This window comes from Citrobacter sp. VF227, from assembly GCF_052950715.1.
Genome location: NZ_JBRFVF010000010.1, coordinates 81,505 through 96,465 on the forward strand (window position 1 = coordinate 81,505; position 14,961 = coordinate 96,465).

13 protein-coding genes are annotated in these 14,961 nt (G+C 52.6%); 7 read left to right on the forward strand and 6 right to left on the reverse strand.

Going from position 1 to position 14,961, the window contains the following annotated elements:
* Nucleotides 1-2 precede the first annotated feature (2 nt).
* Both ACU8YC_RS21595 and ACU8YC_RS21600 read right to left on the reverse strand, forming a co-directional pair.
* Complete coding sequence (locus ACU8YC_RS21595) at nucleotides 3-1,232, reverse strand: polysaccharide deacetylase family protein (RefSeq protein WP_151216764.1); 1,230 nt, start codon at nucleotides 1,230-1,232, stop codon at nucleotides 3-5.
* A 61-nt stretch (nucleotides 1,233-1,293) separates the two neighbouring features.
* Nucleotides 1,294-1,734 (reverse strand): PTS sugar transporter subunit IIA, encoded by a 441-nt coding sequence (locus ACU8YC_RS21600; RefSeq protein ID WP_187253734.1) that lies wholly within the window; start codon nucleotides 1,732-1,734, stop codon nucleotides 1,294-1,296.
* Nucleotides 1,735-2,110: 376 nt separating this feature from the next.
* On the opposite strand from ACU8YC_RS21600, the gene ACU8YC_RS21605 reads away from it, so the two are divergent.
* The 5 genes from ACU8YC_RS21605 to ACU8YC_RS21625 all read left to right on the forward strand — a co-directional run bounded on the left by ACU8YC_RS21605 (nucleotide 2,111) and on the right by ACU8YC_RS21625 (nucleotide 7,514).
* Nucleotides 2,111-2,791: a DUF1120 domain-containing protein gene (locus tag ACU8YC_RS21605; protein ID WP_252838405.1), complete on the forward strand. Its 681-nt coding sequence runs from the start codon at nucleotides 2,111-2,113 to the stop codon at nucleotides 2,789-2,791.
* 254 nt (nucleotides 2,792-3,045) lie between these two features.
* Entirely contained in the window at nucleotides 3,046-3,738 is a 693-nt protein-coding gene (locus ACU8YC_RS21610; RefSeq protein ID WP_252838406.1) for a DUF1120 domain-containing protein, read from the forward strand.
* A gap of 56 nt (nucleotides 3,739-3,794) precedes the next feature.
* Nucleotides 3,795-4,505 (forward strand): fimbria/pilus chaperone family protein, encoded by a 711-nt coding sequence (locus ACU8YC_RS21615; protein WP_256484190.1) that lies wholly within the window; start codon nucleotides 3,795-3,797, stop codon nucleotides 4,503-4,505.
* Nucleotides 4,506-4,521: 16 nt separating this feature from the next.
* The gene (locus ACU8YC_RS21620) at nucleotides 4,522-6,957 is read left to right on the forward strand and encodes a fimbrial biogenesis usher protein (RefSeq protein WP_252838407.1); all 2,436 of its coding nucleotides are present in this window, start codon (nucleotides 4,522-4,524) and stop codon (nucleotides 6,955-6,957) included.
* On the forward strand, nucleotides 6,954-7,514 hold the full coding sequence (locus ACU8YC_RS21625; protein WP_446895719.1) for a hypothetical protein: 561 nt from the start codon (nucleotides 6,954-6,956) through the stop codon (nucleotides 7,512-7,514). The genes ACU8YC_RS21620 and ACU8YC_RS21625 overlap by 4 nt, the downstream gene beginning before the upstream one ends.
* Nucleotides 7,515-7,561: 47 nt before the next feature.
* Here ACU8YC_RS21625 and ACU8YC_RS21630 read toward each other — a convergent pair whose 3' ends face one another.
* Nucleotides 7,562-8,332 carry an ABC transporter permease gene (locus ACU8YC_RS21630; RefSeq protein WP_042312267.1) on the reverse strand — a complete coding sequence of 257 codons (771 nt, stop codon included), beginning with the start codon at nucleotides 8,330-8,332 and terminating at the stop codon, nucleotides 7,562-7,564.
* Nucleotides 8,329-9,255 (reverse strand): ABC transporter ATP-binding protein, encoded by a 927-nt coding sequence (locus tag ACU8YC_RS21635; RefSeq protein WP_446895720.1) that lies wholly within the window; start codon nucleotides 9,253-9,255, stop codon nucleotides 8,329-8,331. The genes ACU8YC_RS21630 and ACU8YC_RS21635 overlap by 4 nt, the downstream gene beginning before the upstream one ends.
* 108 nt (nucleotides 9,256-9,363) lie before the next feature.
* Here ACU8YC_RS21635 and can point away from each other — a divergent pair, with 108 nt between their 5' ends.
* A complete protein-coding gene (gene can / locus ACU8YC_RS21640; RefSeq protein WP_151216759.1) occupies nucleotides 9,364-10,053 on the forward strand; it encodes a carbonate dehydratase in 690 nt (229 codons plus the stop codon).
* A gap of 68 nt (nucleotides 10,054-10,121) precedes the next feature.
* On the opposite strand, the gene hpt is transcribed toward can, so the two are convergent.
* Complete coding sequence (gene hpt, locus ACU8YC_RS21645; protein WP_042312274.1) at nucleotides 10,122-10,658, reverse strand: hypoxanthine phosphoribosyltransferase; 537 nt, start codon at nucleotides 10,656-10,658, stop codon at nucleotides 10,122-10,124.
* Between the two features lie 203 nt (nucleotides 10,659-10,861).
* Between hpt and ACU8YC_RS21650 the strand changes: the two genes are divergently transcribed.
* Complete coding sequence (locus ACU8YC_RS21650) at nucleotides 10,862-13,252, forward strand: glucose/quinate/shikimate family membrane-bound PQQ-dependent dehydrogenase (RefSeq protein ID WP_151216758.1); 2,391 nt, start codon at nucleotides 10,862-10,864, stop codon at nucleotides 13,250-13,252.
* A gap of 86 nt (nucleotides 13,253-13,338) precedes the next feature.
* Here ACU8YC_RS21650 and cueO read toward each other — a convergent pair whose 3' ends face one another.
* On the reverse strand, nucleotides 13,339-14,958 hold the full coding sequence (gene cueO, locus ACU8YC_RS21655; protein ID WP_210904436.1) for a multicopper oxidase CueO: 1,620 nt from the start codon (nucleotides 14,956-14,958) through the stop codon (nucleotides 13,339-13,341).
* Nucleotides 14,959-14,961: the final 3 nt, after the last annotated feature.

Consider the following 14,961-nt stretch of genomic DNA (forward strand, 5'->3'; position numbering starts at 1 on the left):
CATTACCCCTGCGGCTGGTTGCTTATCAGCCGCGACATTGTCTCCAGCGAATCCGTTCTTAAAATATAAAGTCTTTTCAATAAGAACGGATTATCTCCCGGCTTAACCTTCCCTCTCACCGTAGTGACCGCCATATGGAATCCTGCGTCGCCTGCGGCTTTTACCGCCGTGGCGTTATAACCGCCAAACGGATACGAAAGATACAGGACGTGAGGATTAAACTGGGACAACGCCCGGCGCGAACGGGCGAAATCGAACAGAATATTGTGATAGCTGCGACTCAGCAGGATCGGTCGGTGATTCGCATCAACCCGATGTAAAAAATGGGTATGCGACTGGAAGTCGAACACATCCCGGATCTCGTTCAGTTCAGAGAGGCTCATAAACTGCAGCGATTTCGGATCCCACTTCTGCGGGTGGCGCTTGATGCGTGAGGAGATGATAAACGCCGTGGCCTTCATACCGTACTGCTTCAAAATGGGGTAAGCATAACGGCTCACCGACTTGAGACCATCATCAAAGGTCAGCACCACCGCCCGCGCCGGAAGATTCATTTTATTCTGCACGTAGCCTTCCAGTTGATACATCGTCAACGTGGTGTAGCCACGATCCTGGAGCCAGGCCATCTGGTTGCTAAACGCACGTACGGAGGTTGTGGTGGAGGTATGGCGAAAGCGGGTATTCTCTTCATCGCGCAGAATATGATGGTAAGTTAGCACCGGAATACCGTTGTCTTCCTGCGCATCCAGCGCGCTAACATAAGCCAGTCGGCCACCAATGCGGATCTGGTACCAGGTCTGGTTGAGTCGGTCTTTAAGCTTGCTGATAATCGGATAACGCAGATTATCAGCCAGCACCCCAAATGGGGCGCTACCGACATCCGGAGCGTTATAAACCGATGTATCTTTCCAGGTTATCAGACTTTGATTACTCAGCGGTTTATTGAGATCGCCCAGGCCATCATCGACTTTCTGCCGCCCCTGAACGGGCTCCAGGTGCCCCTTATCAATAAACCCGGTGCCAAAACCAAAGGCAAATTCGTAATAGTCTGCCGCGATGGGCTCAACGGCGAGGATCTGCCCGGCGCGAATATTCCCGACCGTCACCATTTTATTGCCAATTTGCGCCCATACGGCGGCGGCTTCGGTGGTTTGCATATAGCGAGCAGGCAAAGCCGCAGTGGCGCTGCCAGAAAACAGGAGCAATAAAATAAGCAGAACGCGCATAACCATATGAGATAACCGAGGCGAGAAACCCTGGCTATTGTAGCAAAAACGCCATCAATACCAATGATTAATACTCATACAAATCATGCTTCAACACGAAGGGGGGATTTTTTTGTTGCTGATGCCAGAGACTGGAGACTTCAGGCCCGCCAAGCGCGACGATGCTGTCGCGAAACGCAGCACTGCTCATCGATTCCCGTGACGACAGCATTCGCTCAAGTAACGGATAAGTGATACCTGAAATCACTTCACACTGGGGGTGTTTATGGCTCATTAACGAAGCCACACGGTAAGGCGCAGCCCCGGCCATATCGGTCAGGAATATCACGCCCTCGCCCGAGTCTGTAGCATGCAGGGCATGGCACATCATGCGACTTAGCATGTTCGAGCTGAGCCCTCGCCAAAAACTTACCGCCTGACACTGGACCAAAGGACCGTGTTTTGTTTCCAGACGATGCAGCATATCCTGTGCCTTATCGTCATGACAGGTAATTACCCAACCCAGCATCGCAACTCTCCCAATGAGTCTGAATCAGCAAACAGCTTATCATACACCGGACCTGCATGTTTCTTACCGTTGCATCACATATATCAATATTTTCTTAATTTTTGTTCTTAATCCGAAAATCATTGATCTATTTATTCGTGGAATAAATAAACGCAATGGAAATTATTTCATATTTAAATAAGAACTGTGCAACCCTGCGCTATTTATTAGCTATAATTGAAAAGCTATTAAGAAAAAATATATATGTTTCCCACTCCAGCTAAAATATAATTTTACACGAAAAAAACATTAGCATAGCAAATGCTATTAATATTTTTTATCTTTCTCTTATTATTAAGAGCGAGATGTTTTATTTATATTCTATAAAGGATTAGCAATGAAAAAGGTATTTTTAATTTCAGCATTATCACTCGCAACACTGATGTCCAACGCCCACGCTGCAGATACCACCTTACTGAAAGTAAAAGGTCTGCTGACCAACGCCGCCTGTACCCCTGCGCTGGATCAGGTCGGTGTTGCTGACTATGGCCGTATCTACCTCGGCGATCTGAGCAGCACTGCAACCAACCAGTTAGGCAAAAAAAATGTCAGTCTGAATATTACCTGCAACACCGCTACCAAAGTGGCATGGACGCTGACCGATAACCATGCCGACACGCTGGCTTCCGGCATCACAGTGAAAAACGCGGACTCGGCAGGTGGAGAAGCCACGGGGGCAACATTGACGGCGGGCCTGGGTAAAGCGGGCGCGGTAAACATTGGTGCCTGGGCGGTATATGTCGATCCTACGGGCGTGAAAGCAAACACCGCTGCGGCTGACTTGATCTCCAGCGATGTCGCCACCGTAAGCTGGTCAAAATCCACCACTGGTGCGGTCAAAATGCAAAATGCCGGTATGCTCTCTTTGGCAACAACCGGAACAACTGACCCGGTAGCGGTCACATCGGCGGAATTCCCGCTGGTGGTGTCTGCTGCCATTCAGGATACCACTACCCTGGCTATCACTGATGACACCAATCTCGACGGTGAAGCAACCATCACGCTGAAATATCTCTAATCCGGGCATCCAACGCCACCGGCGCAATTGCTGAAGGTGTTGCCTGACGGCCAGCGAACGTTTCATACGCGGCTGGCCTGTATATCCCCTAAATAATTCGAGTTGCAGGTCAAAACGCCTCTGCATTTTGAACGCCGCTTGCCGCGGCTCTTGAAGAGCCGGATAAAGCCAACGCACCTGCAGCCTGGAGAATGACGGATATTAAAGAGAAAAACAAATACACCGTTTAGTTGCTTTACCTGTAAGGATTAACAATGAAAAAAACACTTTTAATTTCAGCGTTATCACTGGCTCTACTGGGCTCCGCCGCTCACGCAGCGGATACCGCCACTCTGAAAGTCGCCGGGAAGCTCACCAATGCCGCCTGTACTCCCACCATGAGTGATGCGGGGGTGGCCGACTATGGGAAGATTTACCTCGGCAACCTGAGCGCCACCGAAACCAACCAGCTAGGACACAAAAATATCACGCTGACCCTTAACTGCACAGCGGCCACCAAAATGGCCTGGCGCCTTTCGGAAAACCGCACTGGTACTCGCCCGTTAGGTATCGAAGTGGCCAATGCAGACATCTCGGGAGCCTCAACAGATTTGGCTCCACGAACAAATGGCCTCGGCAAAACGGCCGGGAACGTCAAGATTGGTGGCTGGGCTCTCTATGTTGACCTGCCGAACCTGAAGGCCAACGGCGCGGTCGTGGATATGGTTGAAGGTAACGGCACGCTAACGCAAGCCTGGAAGAAATCAACGACGGGAGCAATAACCAACGATGCCGGAGATCTTATCTGGTACAGCGTCGCCACCACTGGCAGTGTGGATCCACTGGCCATTACCGAAGCGGTTTTCCCACTGGTAGTCTCTGCCGCCATTCAGAATACAACAACGCTTGCCATCACCGACGATACCCCACTTGATGGTGAAGCCACCATTACCCTGGGCTATCTGTAATCGGTTCCCCGCTCTCCACCGGATGTGGAGAGCGTATTTCCCCATGGAGGATAACAATGATTTCCCTGCAATACCTGACATCCAAACGCGCATTACTGGTGCTGTCTCTTTCCCTGTGCCCAATGATAGCGGCACATGCCGCTGGCATGGTGCCGGACACCACGCTGCTGGTCATTGATGAATCAGATGGCGGTGGGGTCATGAACGTCAAAAATACTGACGACTACCCGGCATTACTGTACACCACCATCACTGACCTGCCCGACGACAAAGGCACTCAGGTACACGTCACCCAGCCCGTGGTGCGCGTAGAGCCGGGGCAACAGCAGCAGGTGCGTTTTATTCTGCAAACCACCGAGCCGCTCACGGTAGAGCATTACAAACGCGTCGTCTTTGAGGGAATTCCACCCAAAGACCCAACCAAAAAACGCAAAATTAGTTTTAATATTCGCCAGGATTTACCGGTGCTAATCCGCCCGAAAAGTTTACCCGTGGTTACCGACGCCTGGAAACTGCTCACCTGGTCAGGCAGCGGGCAACATCTCACGGTGAAAAACCCCTCGCCTTACGTAGTGCGCATGGACATGAACGTTACGTATCAACCTTCCGGCACGGCGGGGAGACTGCCTAAAACCTATATTCTGCCCGGTGAAACGCTGAATGTTGCGGTACCCAAAGCCATCGCCGCAGACAAATCGGTACGCTTTTCGCCTGCCAGCCGCTATGGCATTGAAGTTCCAACCTTTACCGCCCCATTAGCCCCCTGATCAGAAGGATAGATGAGTGAATAAGCTCAAGCCACTGACTTGCAGTATTCGCCATGCGCTCTGCTGTTCACTGACGATCTGTTTATTCCCGATGACAGCAGCCAATGCCAGAGAAGTGACATTCAGTACCGATATTCTCAAAGCGCGTGGGATCAGTACCAGCGTGGCACAATACTTTGCCAACGAAGCCCGTTTTCTGCCAGGACGGCACGCGGTTTCACTCAAAGTGAATGGCACGGAAAAAGGCACGCTTGCCCTGCGCTTTGGTGATAAAGGGCAACTTTGCGTAGATAATGATTTTACCGACGCGGCGGGGCTGCGCACGTTGTCCATCTCCGCCAGCGAAACGTGCCACGAAATTCACAGCGATTATCCTGACGCCACCCTCAATTACCGCCCCAACGATGAAACCGTGGAACTGTTTGTGCCCACCGTGGCGCTGGATAACGACTTTTACACACAGGAAAACTACGCCACTGGCGGCACGGCGGGGCTGCTGAACTATACGGTATTCAACTCACACAACGAGTTTGACACCGCCAGCAACGATTATTCACAGGCAGATCTGGAAGCGGGAATGAATATCGCTGACTGGACTCTACGCAGCCGTTATATCGTCACCGATGATAACGGTGAACGCAATGCCGACAGCCTCTATACCTTTGCTGAGCACGTGTTTATGCAGCAGAAAATACGCGCTCAGGTTGGCCAGATCAACGTGCAGTCGGCACTGTTTAGCGGTGCGCCGATAAGCGGCGTGCAGATTCAACCAGAGCAAGGACTTATCTCAAATTTCTCCGGGGTGAGCGTTTCCGGCATTGCCCGCACCCAGCAGGCTCGCGTGGAAGTGCGTCAGTCCGGGCAGCTTATTTACTCCTCCGTGGTACAGGCCGGGCCGTTTACGCTCGAGAATGTGCCGATCGTGCGGCACAATGCCAACCTGGACGTCAGCGTAGTGGAAACCGATAACTCGGTGACCCGTTTTATGATCCCGGCCGCCTCTTTCCGCCGTAATGGCCTGTCGCGCCCGACAGGATTAACGATGTCATTGGGTAAAGTCCGCGAGGTGGAAGGCGACTATAGCAACCCGTGGGTTTATAACGTCTCTGATGGCTGGCTGTTACATCCGCAGCTTTCTTTGCAGGCGTCCGGCGTGGCGGCACAGGATTATCAGGCAGCCGGAACGATGCTTGATTGGGCGGTGAACGATAGCTGGACGCTCTCGTCGAGTTTGCTCGGCAGCCGCGAATCCTTTGGCAGTGCGCAAAACGGCATGAAAACGGAGTTACAAAGTAATCTGTACCTCACCAGTAACTTCGCGTTATCCCTCAATGCGGCGCATTATTCGAACGGCTATCGCGAATTAACCGAAGCGCTGGATGATGAGTTTGAGCGCAGCAAAAATAGCTGGGGCGGCAACCTGAGCTGGAGTGCGCCGCTGGTGGGCACCTTTTCGCTGGGTTACAACTATGAACAGGCAAGCGACAGCGACACGGAAGACTCTCGCTATATGATCGCCTCATGGAGTAAATCGTTCCAGTATGGGTCCGTGAGCGTCAACTGGCAGCATGCGTTAAACAGTCATATCAGTGACGATAACGGTAGCCGCTACAACGATGATGACATGGTGTATGTCAATCTCAGTATACCGCTTGGCGCAAATCAGAATATCAGCGCTTATATGCGCGATCAGGGCGACCGAACCGCCTATGGCGTACAAAATAGCGGCATTATTGGCAGAAATACCAACTATTATCTGGCGGCAGAGCGTGAAAGCGCCGAACGCGACGTTAATTCGCTCAGCGGAGGCCTCAGCACCAACCTGCATTACACGCAGCTGAGCCTCGCGGCTACTGCCGACAGCGATCGGCAGCGCACTTACAACGGAACACTGTCGGGTGGAGTGGCAATTCACGATCATGGCCTCACCTTCTCGCCTTACGCCATCAAAAATACCTTTGGCATCGCGCGGTTAAGCGAATCACAAAGCGGTGTCGAAATTTCCACGCCGCAGGGCTCCGTGTGGACTGACGTCTGGGGGCAAGCGGTGATCCCGGGCGTGTCGGAGTGGCGAAAATCACGTATTGAAATTAATGCCAACAGCTTGCCGCAAAATATGGATCTGGCGAACGGGATCAAGAGCGTGGTTGCCGCCCACGGCTCGGTAAGCAAAGTGGATTTTAACGTACTGAATACACGTCGGGTCATGCTGACGGTAAAAGGTGCGGACGGGCAATGGTTACCGAAAGGAATGAGTATCGTTGATGAGCACGATAATTATCAGGTCAGTGTGGTAGACAGCGGTCGCGTCTTTATCAGCGACGTGGAAGGCAACCCTGCACTTTATGCCGTGGATGACAATATGCAGCGGATTTGTCGCATACATTACACGCTCAGCGACGAGCAGGATAAAGAGGCGTTTTATGAAACCGTGGAGGGAACCTGCCAGTGAAGATAAATGGGATTTATGGGGTCGTTGCCGCTTTGGTGCTCTCTTCCCCCTCTGCAATGGCGCAGAGTGAGTGCCAACTGACTTTATCTCAACCGACCGTGGGGTTTAACACGTTCCGACGGGAAGATAGTGTCAACACACGCCAGCAGTGGCATCAAATGCCAACGAAAGAGATCAGTGTGAACGCTTACTGCCCGCAAGACACCGTAATGGGCGTGTTTGTACAGGGAAGCGCTGGCCCGCAAGGGCGTTTTTTATTTGGTAACGGTGGCGGGCTCGTGGTACGGGTGAGCCAACTGGTCGTTGATGGGCGCCACTATTCGGTGGCAAAAACCAGCGACCGCCAGAATCTGACCGCCGAAGAAAATGCCGGCGAGACGCTGTTACTACATAACAATGACGGTATTGTGGCAGTAGAAAACCATGCGCAGGTATCGGGAAAGCAGATGTCATTTACCCTGACGCTAACCCCAGTACTCAACGATAACCAGTTTTCGCATACCACCGATGTCACCAGTCTGGAGGCGGACTTACGCTGGGAGTTGCTCACACGATAATGCTGGCCGGATGCGCCGCTCAAAACGCCATCCGGCACAACGCAACGTTAGCTGCGCAATCCTCGACCGCGCTGAATCAGGTACCAGCACAGCAAATAAAACACAGCGATAAACACCACCAGCACGCCAAATGTGGTGACCAGGGGAACATCATGAATCCCCAGGAAGCCGTAGCGGAAGCCGCTAATCATGTAGACGATCGGATTCAGATGCGAAAGCCCCTGCCAGAACGGCGGCAGCAGTGTTAACGAATAGAACACACCACCCAGATAGGTCAGAGGGGTCAGCACGAAAGTTGGGATCAGGCTGATATCGTCAAAGGTTTTGGCGAAAACCGCGTTCAACAAACCGGCCAGCGAAAACAGCACTGCCGTTAACACCAGCGTGAGCGCCACAAAGACCCAGGAATGCACCTGGAACGGCACGAAGAACAGTGAAATCGCCGTGACCAGGATCCCGACGCACAGGCCACGCGCCACGCCGCCGCCGACAAAACCGGCGATGATCACGTGTGTTGGCACCGGGGCGACCAGCAACTCTTCAATATTGCGTTGAAACTTGGCGCTGAAGAATGACGATGCCACGTTAGCGTATGAGTTGGTGATCACTGCCATCATAATCAGACCCGGCACGATAAACTGCATATAGCTAAAACCGTGCATTTCGCCAATACGCGAGCCGATCAGGTTACCAAAGATAATAAAATAGAGCGTCATGGTGATGACGGGGGGAACCAGAGTCTGGACCCAGATACGCATAAAGCGGTGAATTTCTTTCGCCCAAATGCTTTTCAGCGCAACCCAATAAAGCTGCATCATGCGCCATCTCCTTGTTTTTCATGCACCAGAGAAACAAACAGTTCTTCCAGTCGGTTTGCTTTGTTCCGCATACTCAATACTTGAATCCCCTGAGCGCTCAGTTGGGAGAAGACGCTGTTAATGCCCTGCTCGCGCAGAACTTCCACTTCCAGCGTGGAAGTATCCACCAGACGATACTGATAGCCTTCCAGTTTTGGCAACGGGCTTTTCGGCGCCAGATCGAGAATAAAGGTCTCGGATTTCAGTTTAGAGAGCAGGCTCTTCATTGAGGTGTTTTCCACCAGCTCACCATGCTGAATAATGCCGATATTGCGACACAGCATTTCAGCTTCTTCGAGATAGTGGGTGGTCAGAATAATCGTGGTGCCTTTGTCGTTTAAATCTTTTAAAAAGCCCCACATTGAACGGCGCAGCTCAATATCCACGCCCGCCGTCGGTTCATCAAGGATGAGTAATTTGGGCTCGTGCATGAGTGCCCGGGCAATCATCAGACGGCGCTTCATCCCACCGGAAAGCATGCGCGCGCGCTCGTTGCGTTTTTCCCATAAATCGAGCTGCTTTAAATATAATTCGCTGCGTTTGACCGCCTCTTTATGCTCAACGCCGTAGTAACCGGCCTGGTTAACCACGATCTGCAGCACGGTTTCAAACGGGTTAAAGTTAAACTCCTGCGGGACCAGCCCAAGCTGGCGTTTGGCGTTAACCGTATCTTTATCGAGATCGTAGCCGAAAACGCTAACCCGTCCGGAGGTTTTATTCACCAGCGAGCTGATTATCCCGATGGTGGTGGACTTCCCTGCGCCGTTAGGTCCCAGGAGCGCATAGAAATCGCCCGCTTCGACTTGCAAATCTATGCCGCGTAGCGCCTGAACACCACCGGGATAGGTTTTCTTAAGTTGTTGAAGTTCCAGAGCAATGGTCATGGTTTTTTACTTACCTTACGTTCTGACATTTTATATATAGTTTAAATAATGTTGGAGTTAACCTATATTAGCCCATCGAATTTATCTGGCTTCGGGTCGTACAACTCCATGAAAGACATAGATACACTCATCAGCAACAATGCACTATGGTCAAAGATGCTGGTAGAAGAGGATCCCGGATTTTTTGAAACGCTGACACATGCGCAGAATCCGCGTTTTCTATGGATTGGATGTTCCGATAGCCGCGTACCCGCTGAACGATTAACCGGTCTTGAGCCGGGCGAATTATTTGTCCACCGTAATGTTGCCAATCTGGTTATTCACACCGACCTGAACTGCCTCTCAGTAGTGCAGTATGCGGTGGATGTGCTGGAAGTGGAACATATTATTATTTGTGGTCACTATGGTTGCGGCGGCGTCCAGGCGGCTATTGAAAATAAAGAACAGGGACTGATTGATAACTGGTTACTTCATATTCGCGATATCTGGTTTAAACACAGCTCACTACTGGGCGAAATGCCACAGGAACGCCGCATTGATACCCTTTGCGAACTGAATGTCATGGAGCAGGTCTACAACCTCGGCCACTCAACCATTATGCGTTCAGCCTGGAAGCGCGGTCAGAAAGTCACAATTCACGGCTGGGCTTACGGTATTCATGATGGCCTGCTGCGCGATCTTGACGTCACCGCCACCAGTCGCGAAACGCTGGAGCAGCGCTATCGCCAGGGGTTGTCTAACCTCAGTCAGAAACATACCAATCACAAGCAGATGCCAACAAACGGCAGCGACGCGTAAGCGACTTTTCGGCCTGCGGAAGTAACGTGCAGGCCGAATAAGCGAAGCGCCAGCAGGCGCTCCCAATATTACTCGTCCAACAGCACCACTTTGCCAACATACGGCAGATGGCGATAACGCTGGGCGTAGTCAATGCCGTAGCCAACAACAAACTCATCTGGAATAGAGAATCCGATAAACTCAACCGGAACATCCACTTCACGACGGGAAGGTTTGTCCAGCAACGTACAGATGGCCAGGGATTTCGGCTCGCGCAGGCTCAGAATCTCACGCACTTTAGACAACGTATTGCCGGAGTCAATAATGTCTTCGACAATCAGCACGTCCTTGCCACGAATATCTTCATCCAGGTCTTTCAGGATTTTAACATCACGCGTGGTAGACATTCCGCTGCCGTAGCTGGATGCAGTCATGAAATCGACTTCGTGGGAGACATGCACTTCACGGCACAGGTCGGCCATAAACATAAATGAGCCGCGTAACAGACCAACCAGCACCATATCGCTGCCGCTGTCCTTATAACGTTCGTTAATTTGACGTCCCAGTTCAGCAATACGCGCTTTGATCTCCGCTTCCGGGATCATGACTTCAACAGTATGTTTCATATCTCTAACCATATGATTTAAAAACAAATCACTCAATGCTTACTTGTAATAAGCGAGCATCTAAGCGCAAGGCACGCAGTATACCAGTAAAAGCATTCACACGCGGCATCTGTTGATAAAGTTCATAACGTGACGAGTATCACGCGTTTTAGCTCCTATAATTAACTGCGAATAAATAAATAACACCCGTGATGGTATTTTTTATGGCAAATAACAACGTACGTTCTCAACGGCTTATCGTGACCCTGAGCGCCCTGTTCGCGGCACTTTGTGGACTCTATCTCCTGATTGGCGGAGGCTGGCTGGTCGCTATCGGAGGCTCCTGGTACTACCCGATCGCGGGCCTTGTCATGCTCGGTGTGGCTTTCCTGCTGTGGCGAAGTAAACGTTCTGCTCTCTGGCTGTATGCTGTCCTACTTCTCGCCACCATGATTTGGGGTGTTTGGGAAGTCGGCTTTGATTTCTGGGCACTGACGCCGCGAAGCGACATCCTGGTTTTCTTTGGTATCTGGCTTATTTTACCTTTCGTCTGGCATCGTCTGATAATCCCATCCAGCGGTGCGGTAGCCGCGCTGGTTGTGGCCCTGCTGATAAGCGGCGGCATCCTGACCTGGGCTGGCTTTAACGATCCGCAAGAGGTTCACGGCACGCTGAGTGCTGATGCCACAGAGGCCGACGCAATCTCGCCGGTTGCCGATGGGGACTGGCCTGCTTATGGTCGTAATCAGGAAGGCCAACGCTATTCTCCGTTAAAACAAATTAACGCTGACAACGTTCATCAGTTGAAAGAAGCGTGGGTATTTCGTACCGGTGATTTAAAACAACCGAACGATCCTGGTGAAATCACCAACGAAGTTACCCCCATAAAAGTGGGCGACAGTCTTTATCTGTGTACCGCCCACCAGCGGCTGTTTGCCCTCGATGCGGCCAGCGGGAAGGAGAAGTGGCATTTCGATCCACAGCTCAATACCAACACCAGCTTCCAGCACGTCACCTGTCGTGGGGTGTCTTATCATGAAGCAACGGCGGCGAATGCTTCGTCTGACGTGGTGGCCGACTGTCCGCGTCGCATTATTCTGCCGGTCAACGATGGGCGCATTTTTGCTCTCAACGCTGACACCGGTAAGCTGTGCGAATCCTTTGCGAACAAAGGTATTCTGAACCTGCAAACCGATATGCCGGTAACCACGCCAGGTATGTACGAGCCGACATCTCCGCCGATTATCACCGATAAAGTGATAGTAATTGCCGGAGCGGTGACTGATAACTTCTCTACCCGCGAGCCGTCAGGCGTAATTCGCGGCTTTGACGTTAACAGCGGTAAACTGTTGTGGGCCTTTGACCCAGGTGCGAAAGATCCAAACGCGATCCCGCAGCCGGGCGGGCACTACACCTTTAATTCTCCGAACTCCTGGGCGCCTGCGGCCTATGACGCGAAGCTGGACCTGGTGTATCTACCGATGGGCGTCACCACCCCGGATATCTGGGGCGGTAACCGCACGCCGGAACAGGAACGCTACGCGAGTTCGATTCTGGCATTGAATGCCAGCACCGGTAAGCTTGCCTGGAGTTATCAGACCGTTCACCACGATCTGTGGGATATGGATTTACCGGCGCAGCCGACCCTTGCAGATATCACCGTTAAAGGAGAGAAAGTTCCGGTCATTTATGCTCCGGCGAAAACCGGTAATATCTTCGTCCTCGACCGCCGTAATGGCGAGCTGGTGGTACCTGCCCCGGAAAAACCGGTGCCGCAAGGCGCAGCTAAAGGGGATTATGTCAGCCCAACCCAGCCGTTCTCCGATCTCAGCTTCCGTCCGAAAAAAGATCTCAGCGGGGCCGACATGTGGGGCGCAACCATGTTTGACCAGCTGGTGTGCCGCGTGATGTTCCACCAACTGCGTTATGAGGGGATATTCACCCCGCCATCTGAACAAGGCACGTTGGTCTTCCCTGGTAACCTCGGTATGTTCGAATGGGGCGGTATCTCCGTTGATCCTAACCGTCAGGTCGCTATTGCTAACCCGATGGCGCTGCCGTTCGTTTCGAAGCTGATCCCACGCGGTCCCGGCAACCCAATGGAGCCGCCGAAAGATGCCAAAGGCAGCGGTACGGAATCCGGTATTCAGCCGCAGTACGGTGTGCCGTTTGGCGTCACGCTGAACCCGTTCCTTTCGCCATTTGGACTGCCGTGCAAGCAACCGGCCTGGGGATATATCTCCGCGCTCGATCTGAAATCCAATAAGGTAGTGTGGAAAAAACGTATTGGTACACCGCAGGACAGCATGCCGTTCCCGATGCCGGTTCCGGTGCCATTCAATATGGGGATGCCGATGCTGGGTGGACCAATCTCCACTGCGGGCAACGTGCTGTTTATTGCCGCAACTGCCGATAACTATCTGCGCGCATACAACATGAGCAACGGTGAAAAACTGTGGCAGGGGCGCTTACCGGCCGGTGGCCAGGCAACACCGATGACGTATGAAGTTAACGGTAAGCAGTATGTGGTTATATCCGCCGGAGGCCACGGCTCATTTGGGACGAAAATGGGCGATTATATCGTGGCGTACGCGTTGCCGGACGACGCTAAATAACTGAAAAGCCCGGTGGCGCTAATGCTTACCGGGCCTACGGATGCGACATGTCGGCCGGGCAAGGCGAAGCCGCCCCCCGGCTTTTTTTATACCGTGAATCCGAGCATCATGCCGGTATCTTCATGCTCTAACAGATGACAGTGCGCCATATAGGCATGCTCTTTTGGCGCGTCGTGGTCAAACTTCACCAGCACCTCGCTGACGCCGCCCTCTACCCGCACCGTGTCTTTCCATCCCGTACGGTGGGCAGCAGGCGCTTTGCCATTTTCAGACAGAATGCGGAACTGCGTGCCGTGAATGTGGAACGGATGCAGCATCATGTCTCCCTGGCCAGAAATCACCCAGCGTTCGTGCTGACCTTTCGCCGCGGCGAACATCGGTTTATTCATATCAAACGCCAACCCGTTAATCCGGTTAGCATTATGGAAATCAAATGTACCCTCCTGCTTCATGTTGCCCATGCCGCCATGCTGCATATTCCCCATCTCACCGTGGTTCATATTGCCATGATCCATGTTCCCGTGACCCATATTGTCGTTATTCATATGGCCCATCATCTTCCCATGATCCATCCCTGCCATGGCCTGCCCGCCGTATTTCTTCATCAGCATTTGCATGCCCATCATGTCGAGCATCGGATCCATAGACAACTGCAGTTTGCGTACCGTCAGCCCATCAAGCGACGGCAGCACTGGCATAGATGTCAGCATATCCGGTAACGTGCCGGAGGCGGTAATCAGCAGCGGCTGAACGCGCATGACCGGGTGCGGTTTATCAAACGGCGCCACCGCCATGCCCATCTGACTGACAGGCAATGTGACCAGATCAAAAGCTTTACCGTCGCTCACATCCACCAGCACTTCGAAGCGTTCGCCCATCAGCATAGGAAGCTCGGTCACTTTTACCGGCTCCGCCAACAAACCGCCATCGCTGGCAATGACATACAGCGGGCGATTATCGCTGGCCGCGATATTCAGTGAGCGGGCATTACACCCATTAAGCAGACGCAGGCGCAGCCAGCCGCGCGGCGCCGCATGCTGAGGAAAAATCGCCCCGTTGGTCAGCAGCGTATCGCCAAACCAGCCGACGGCAGCGGTCATGATGTCCAGTTGATAGTTAATCTGTCCATCCGCGGAAAACTGCTTGTCCTGCATGATTACCGGCACATCATCAATGCCCCACTGCTTAGGCAGCAGCAGCTTGCGAATCTCTTCATCTTCAATCAGCACCAGCCCGGCCAGCCCCATCGCCACCTGACGACCAGTCTTGCCATGCTGATGTGGGTGGATCCAACAGGTTGCTGCCCGTTGATCCGGCGTAAAGGTCACGGAGCGTTTCCCGCCTGCAGGAATAATGCCTTGCGGCCCGCCATCGACTTCACCGGGGATTTCCAGTCCGTGCCAGTGTAGCGTTGTCTCTTCGGTAAGCTGGTTATGAATGTCGACGGTCACCGATTGCCCTTTATTCAGCTTGACCGCCGGTCCGAGCAGATTGCCGTTATATCCCCAGGTCGTGGCCGTTTTACCGGCAAAGTTTGACTGCCCGGTTTGCACGATCAGCTGGATGCGATTCGAAGCATCGGCGGTTAACAGATCAGGAATGGGTAAGGCGGGACGGTCGGCGGCAAATACGCTCCGGCTCCATAAAGGTAACGCTGACGCGACGCCCAGCGCCACGGAGTACTTTAAAAAGTCACGACGTTGCATTCT

Bases quoted from the DNA above. Each gene is read 5' to 3' on its own strand.
- ACU8YC_RS21605 (WP_252838405.1), top strand. From the start codon at position 2,111: ATGAAAAAGGTATTTTTAATTTCAGCATTATCACTCGCAACACTGATG.
- ACU8YC_RS21610 (WP_252838406.1), top strand. From the start codon at position 3,046: ATGAAAAAAACACTTTTAATTTCAGCGTTATCACTGGCTCTACTGGGC.
- ACU8YC_RS21600 (WP_187253734.1), bottom strand. From the start codon at position 1,734: ATGCTGGGTTGGGTAATTACCTGTCATGACGATAAGGCACAGGATATG.
- can (WP_151216759.1), top strand. From the start codon at position 9,364: ATGAAAGACATAGATACACTCATCAGCAACAATGCACTATGGTCAAAG.
- ACU8YC_RS21615 (WP_256484190.1), top strand. From the start codon at position 3,795: ATGATTTCCCTGCAATACCTGACATCCAAACGCGCATTACTGGTGCTG.
- ACU8YC_RS21630 (WP_042312267.1), bottom strand. From the start codon at position 8,332: ATGATGCAGCTTTATTGGGTTGCGCTGAAAAGCATTTGGGCGAAAGAA.
- ACU8YC_RS21595 (WP_151216764.1), bottom strand. From the start codon at position 1,232: ATGGTTATGCGCGTTCTGCTTATTTTATTGCTCCTGTTTTCTGGCAGC.
- ACU8YC_RS21650 (WP_151216758.1), top strand. From the start codon at position 10,862: ATGGCAAATAACAACGTACGTTCTCAACGGCTTATCGTGACCCTGAGC.
- cueO (WP_210904436.1), bottom strand. From the start codon at position 14,958: ATGCAACGTCGTGACTTTTTAAAGTACTCCGTGGCGCTGGGCGTCGCG.
- ACU8YC_RS21635 (WP_446895720.1), bottom strand. From the start codon at position 9,255: ATGACCATTGCTCTGGAACTTCAACAACTTAAGAAAACCTATCCCGGT.
- hpt (WP_042312274.1), bottom strand. From the start codon at position 10,658: ATGAAACATACTGTTGAAGTCATGATCCCGGAAGCGGAGATCAAAGCG.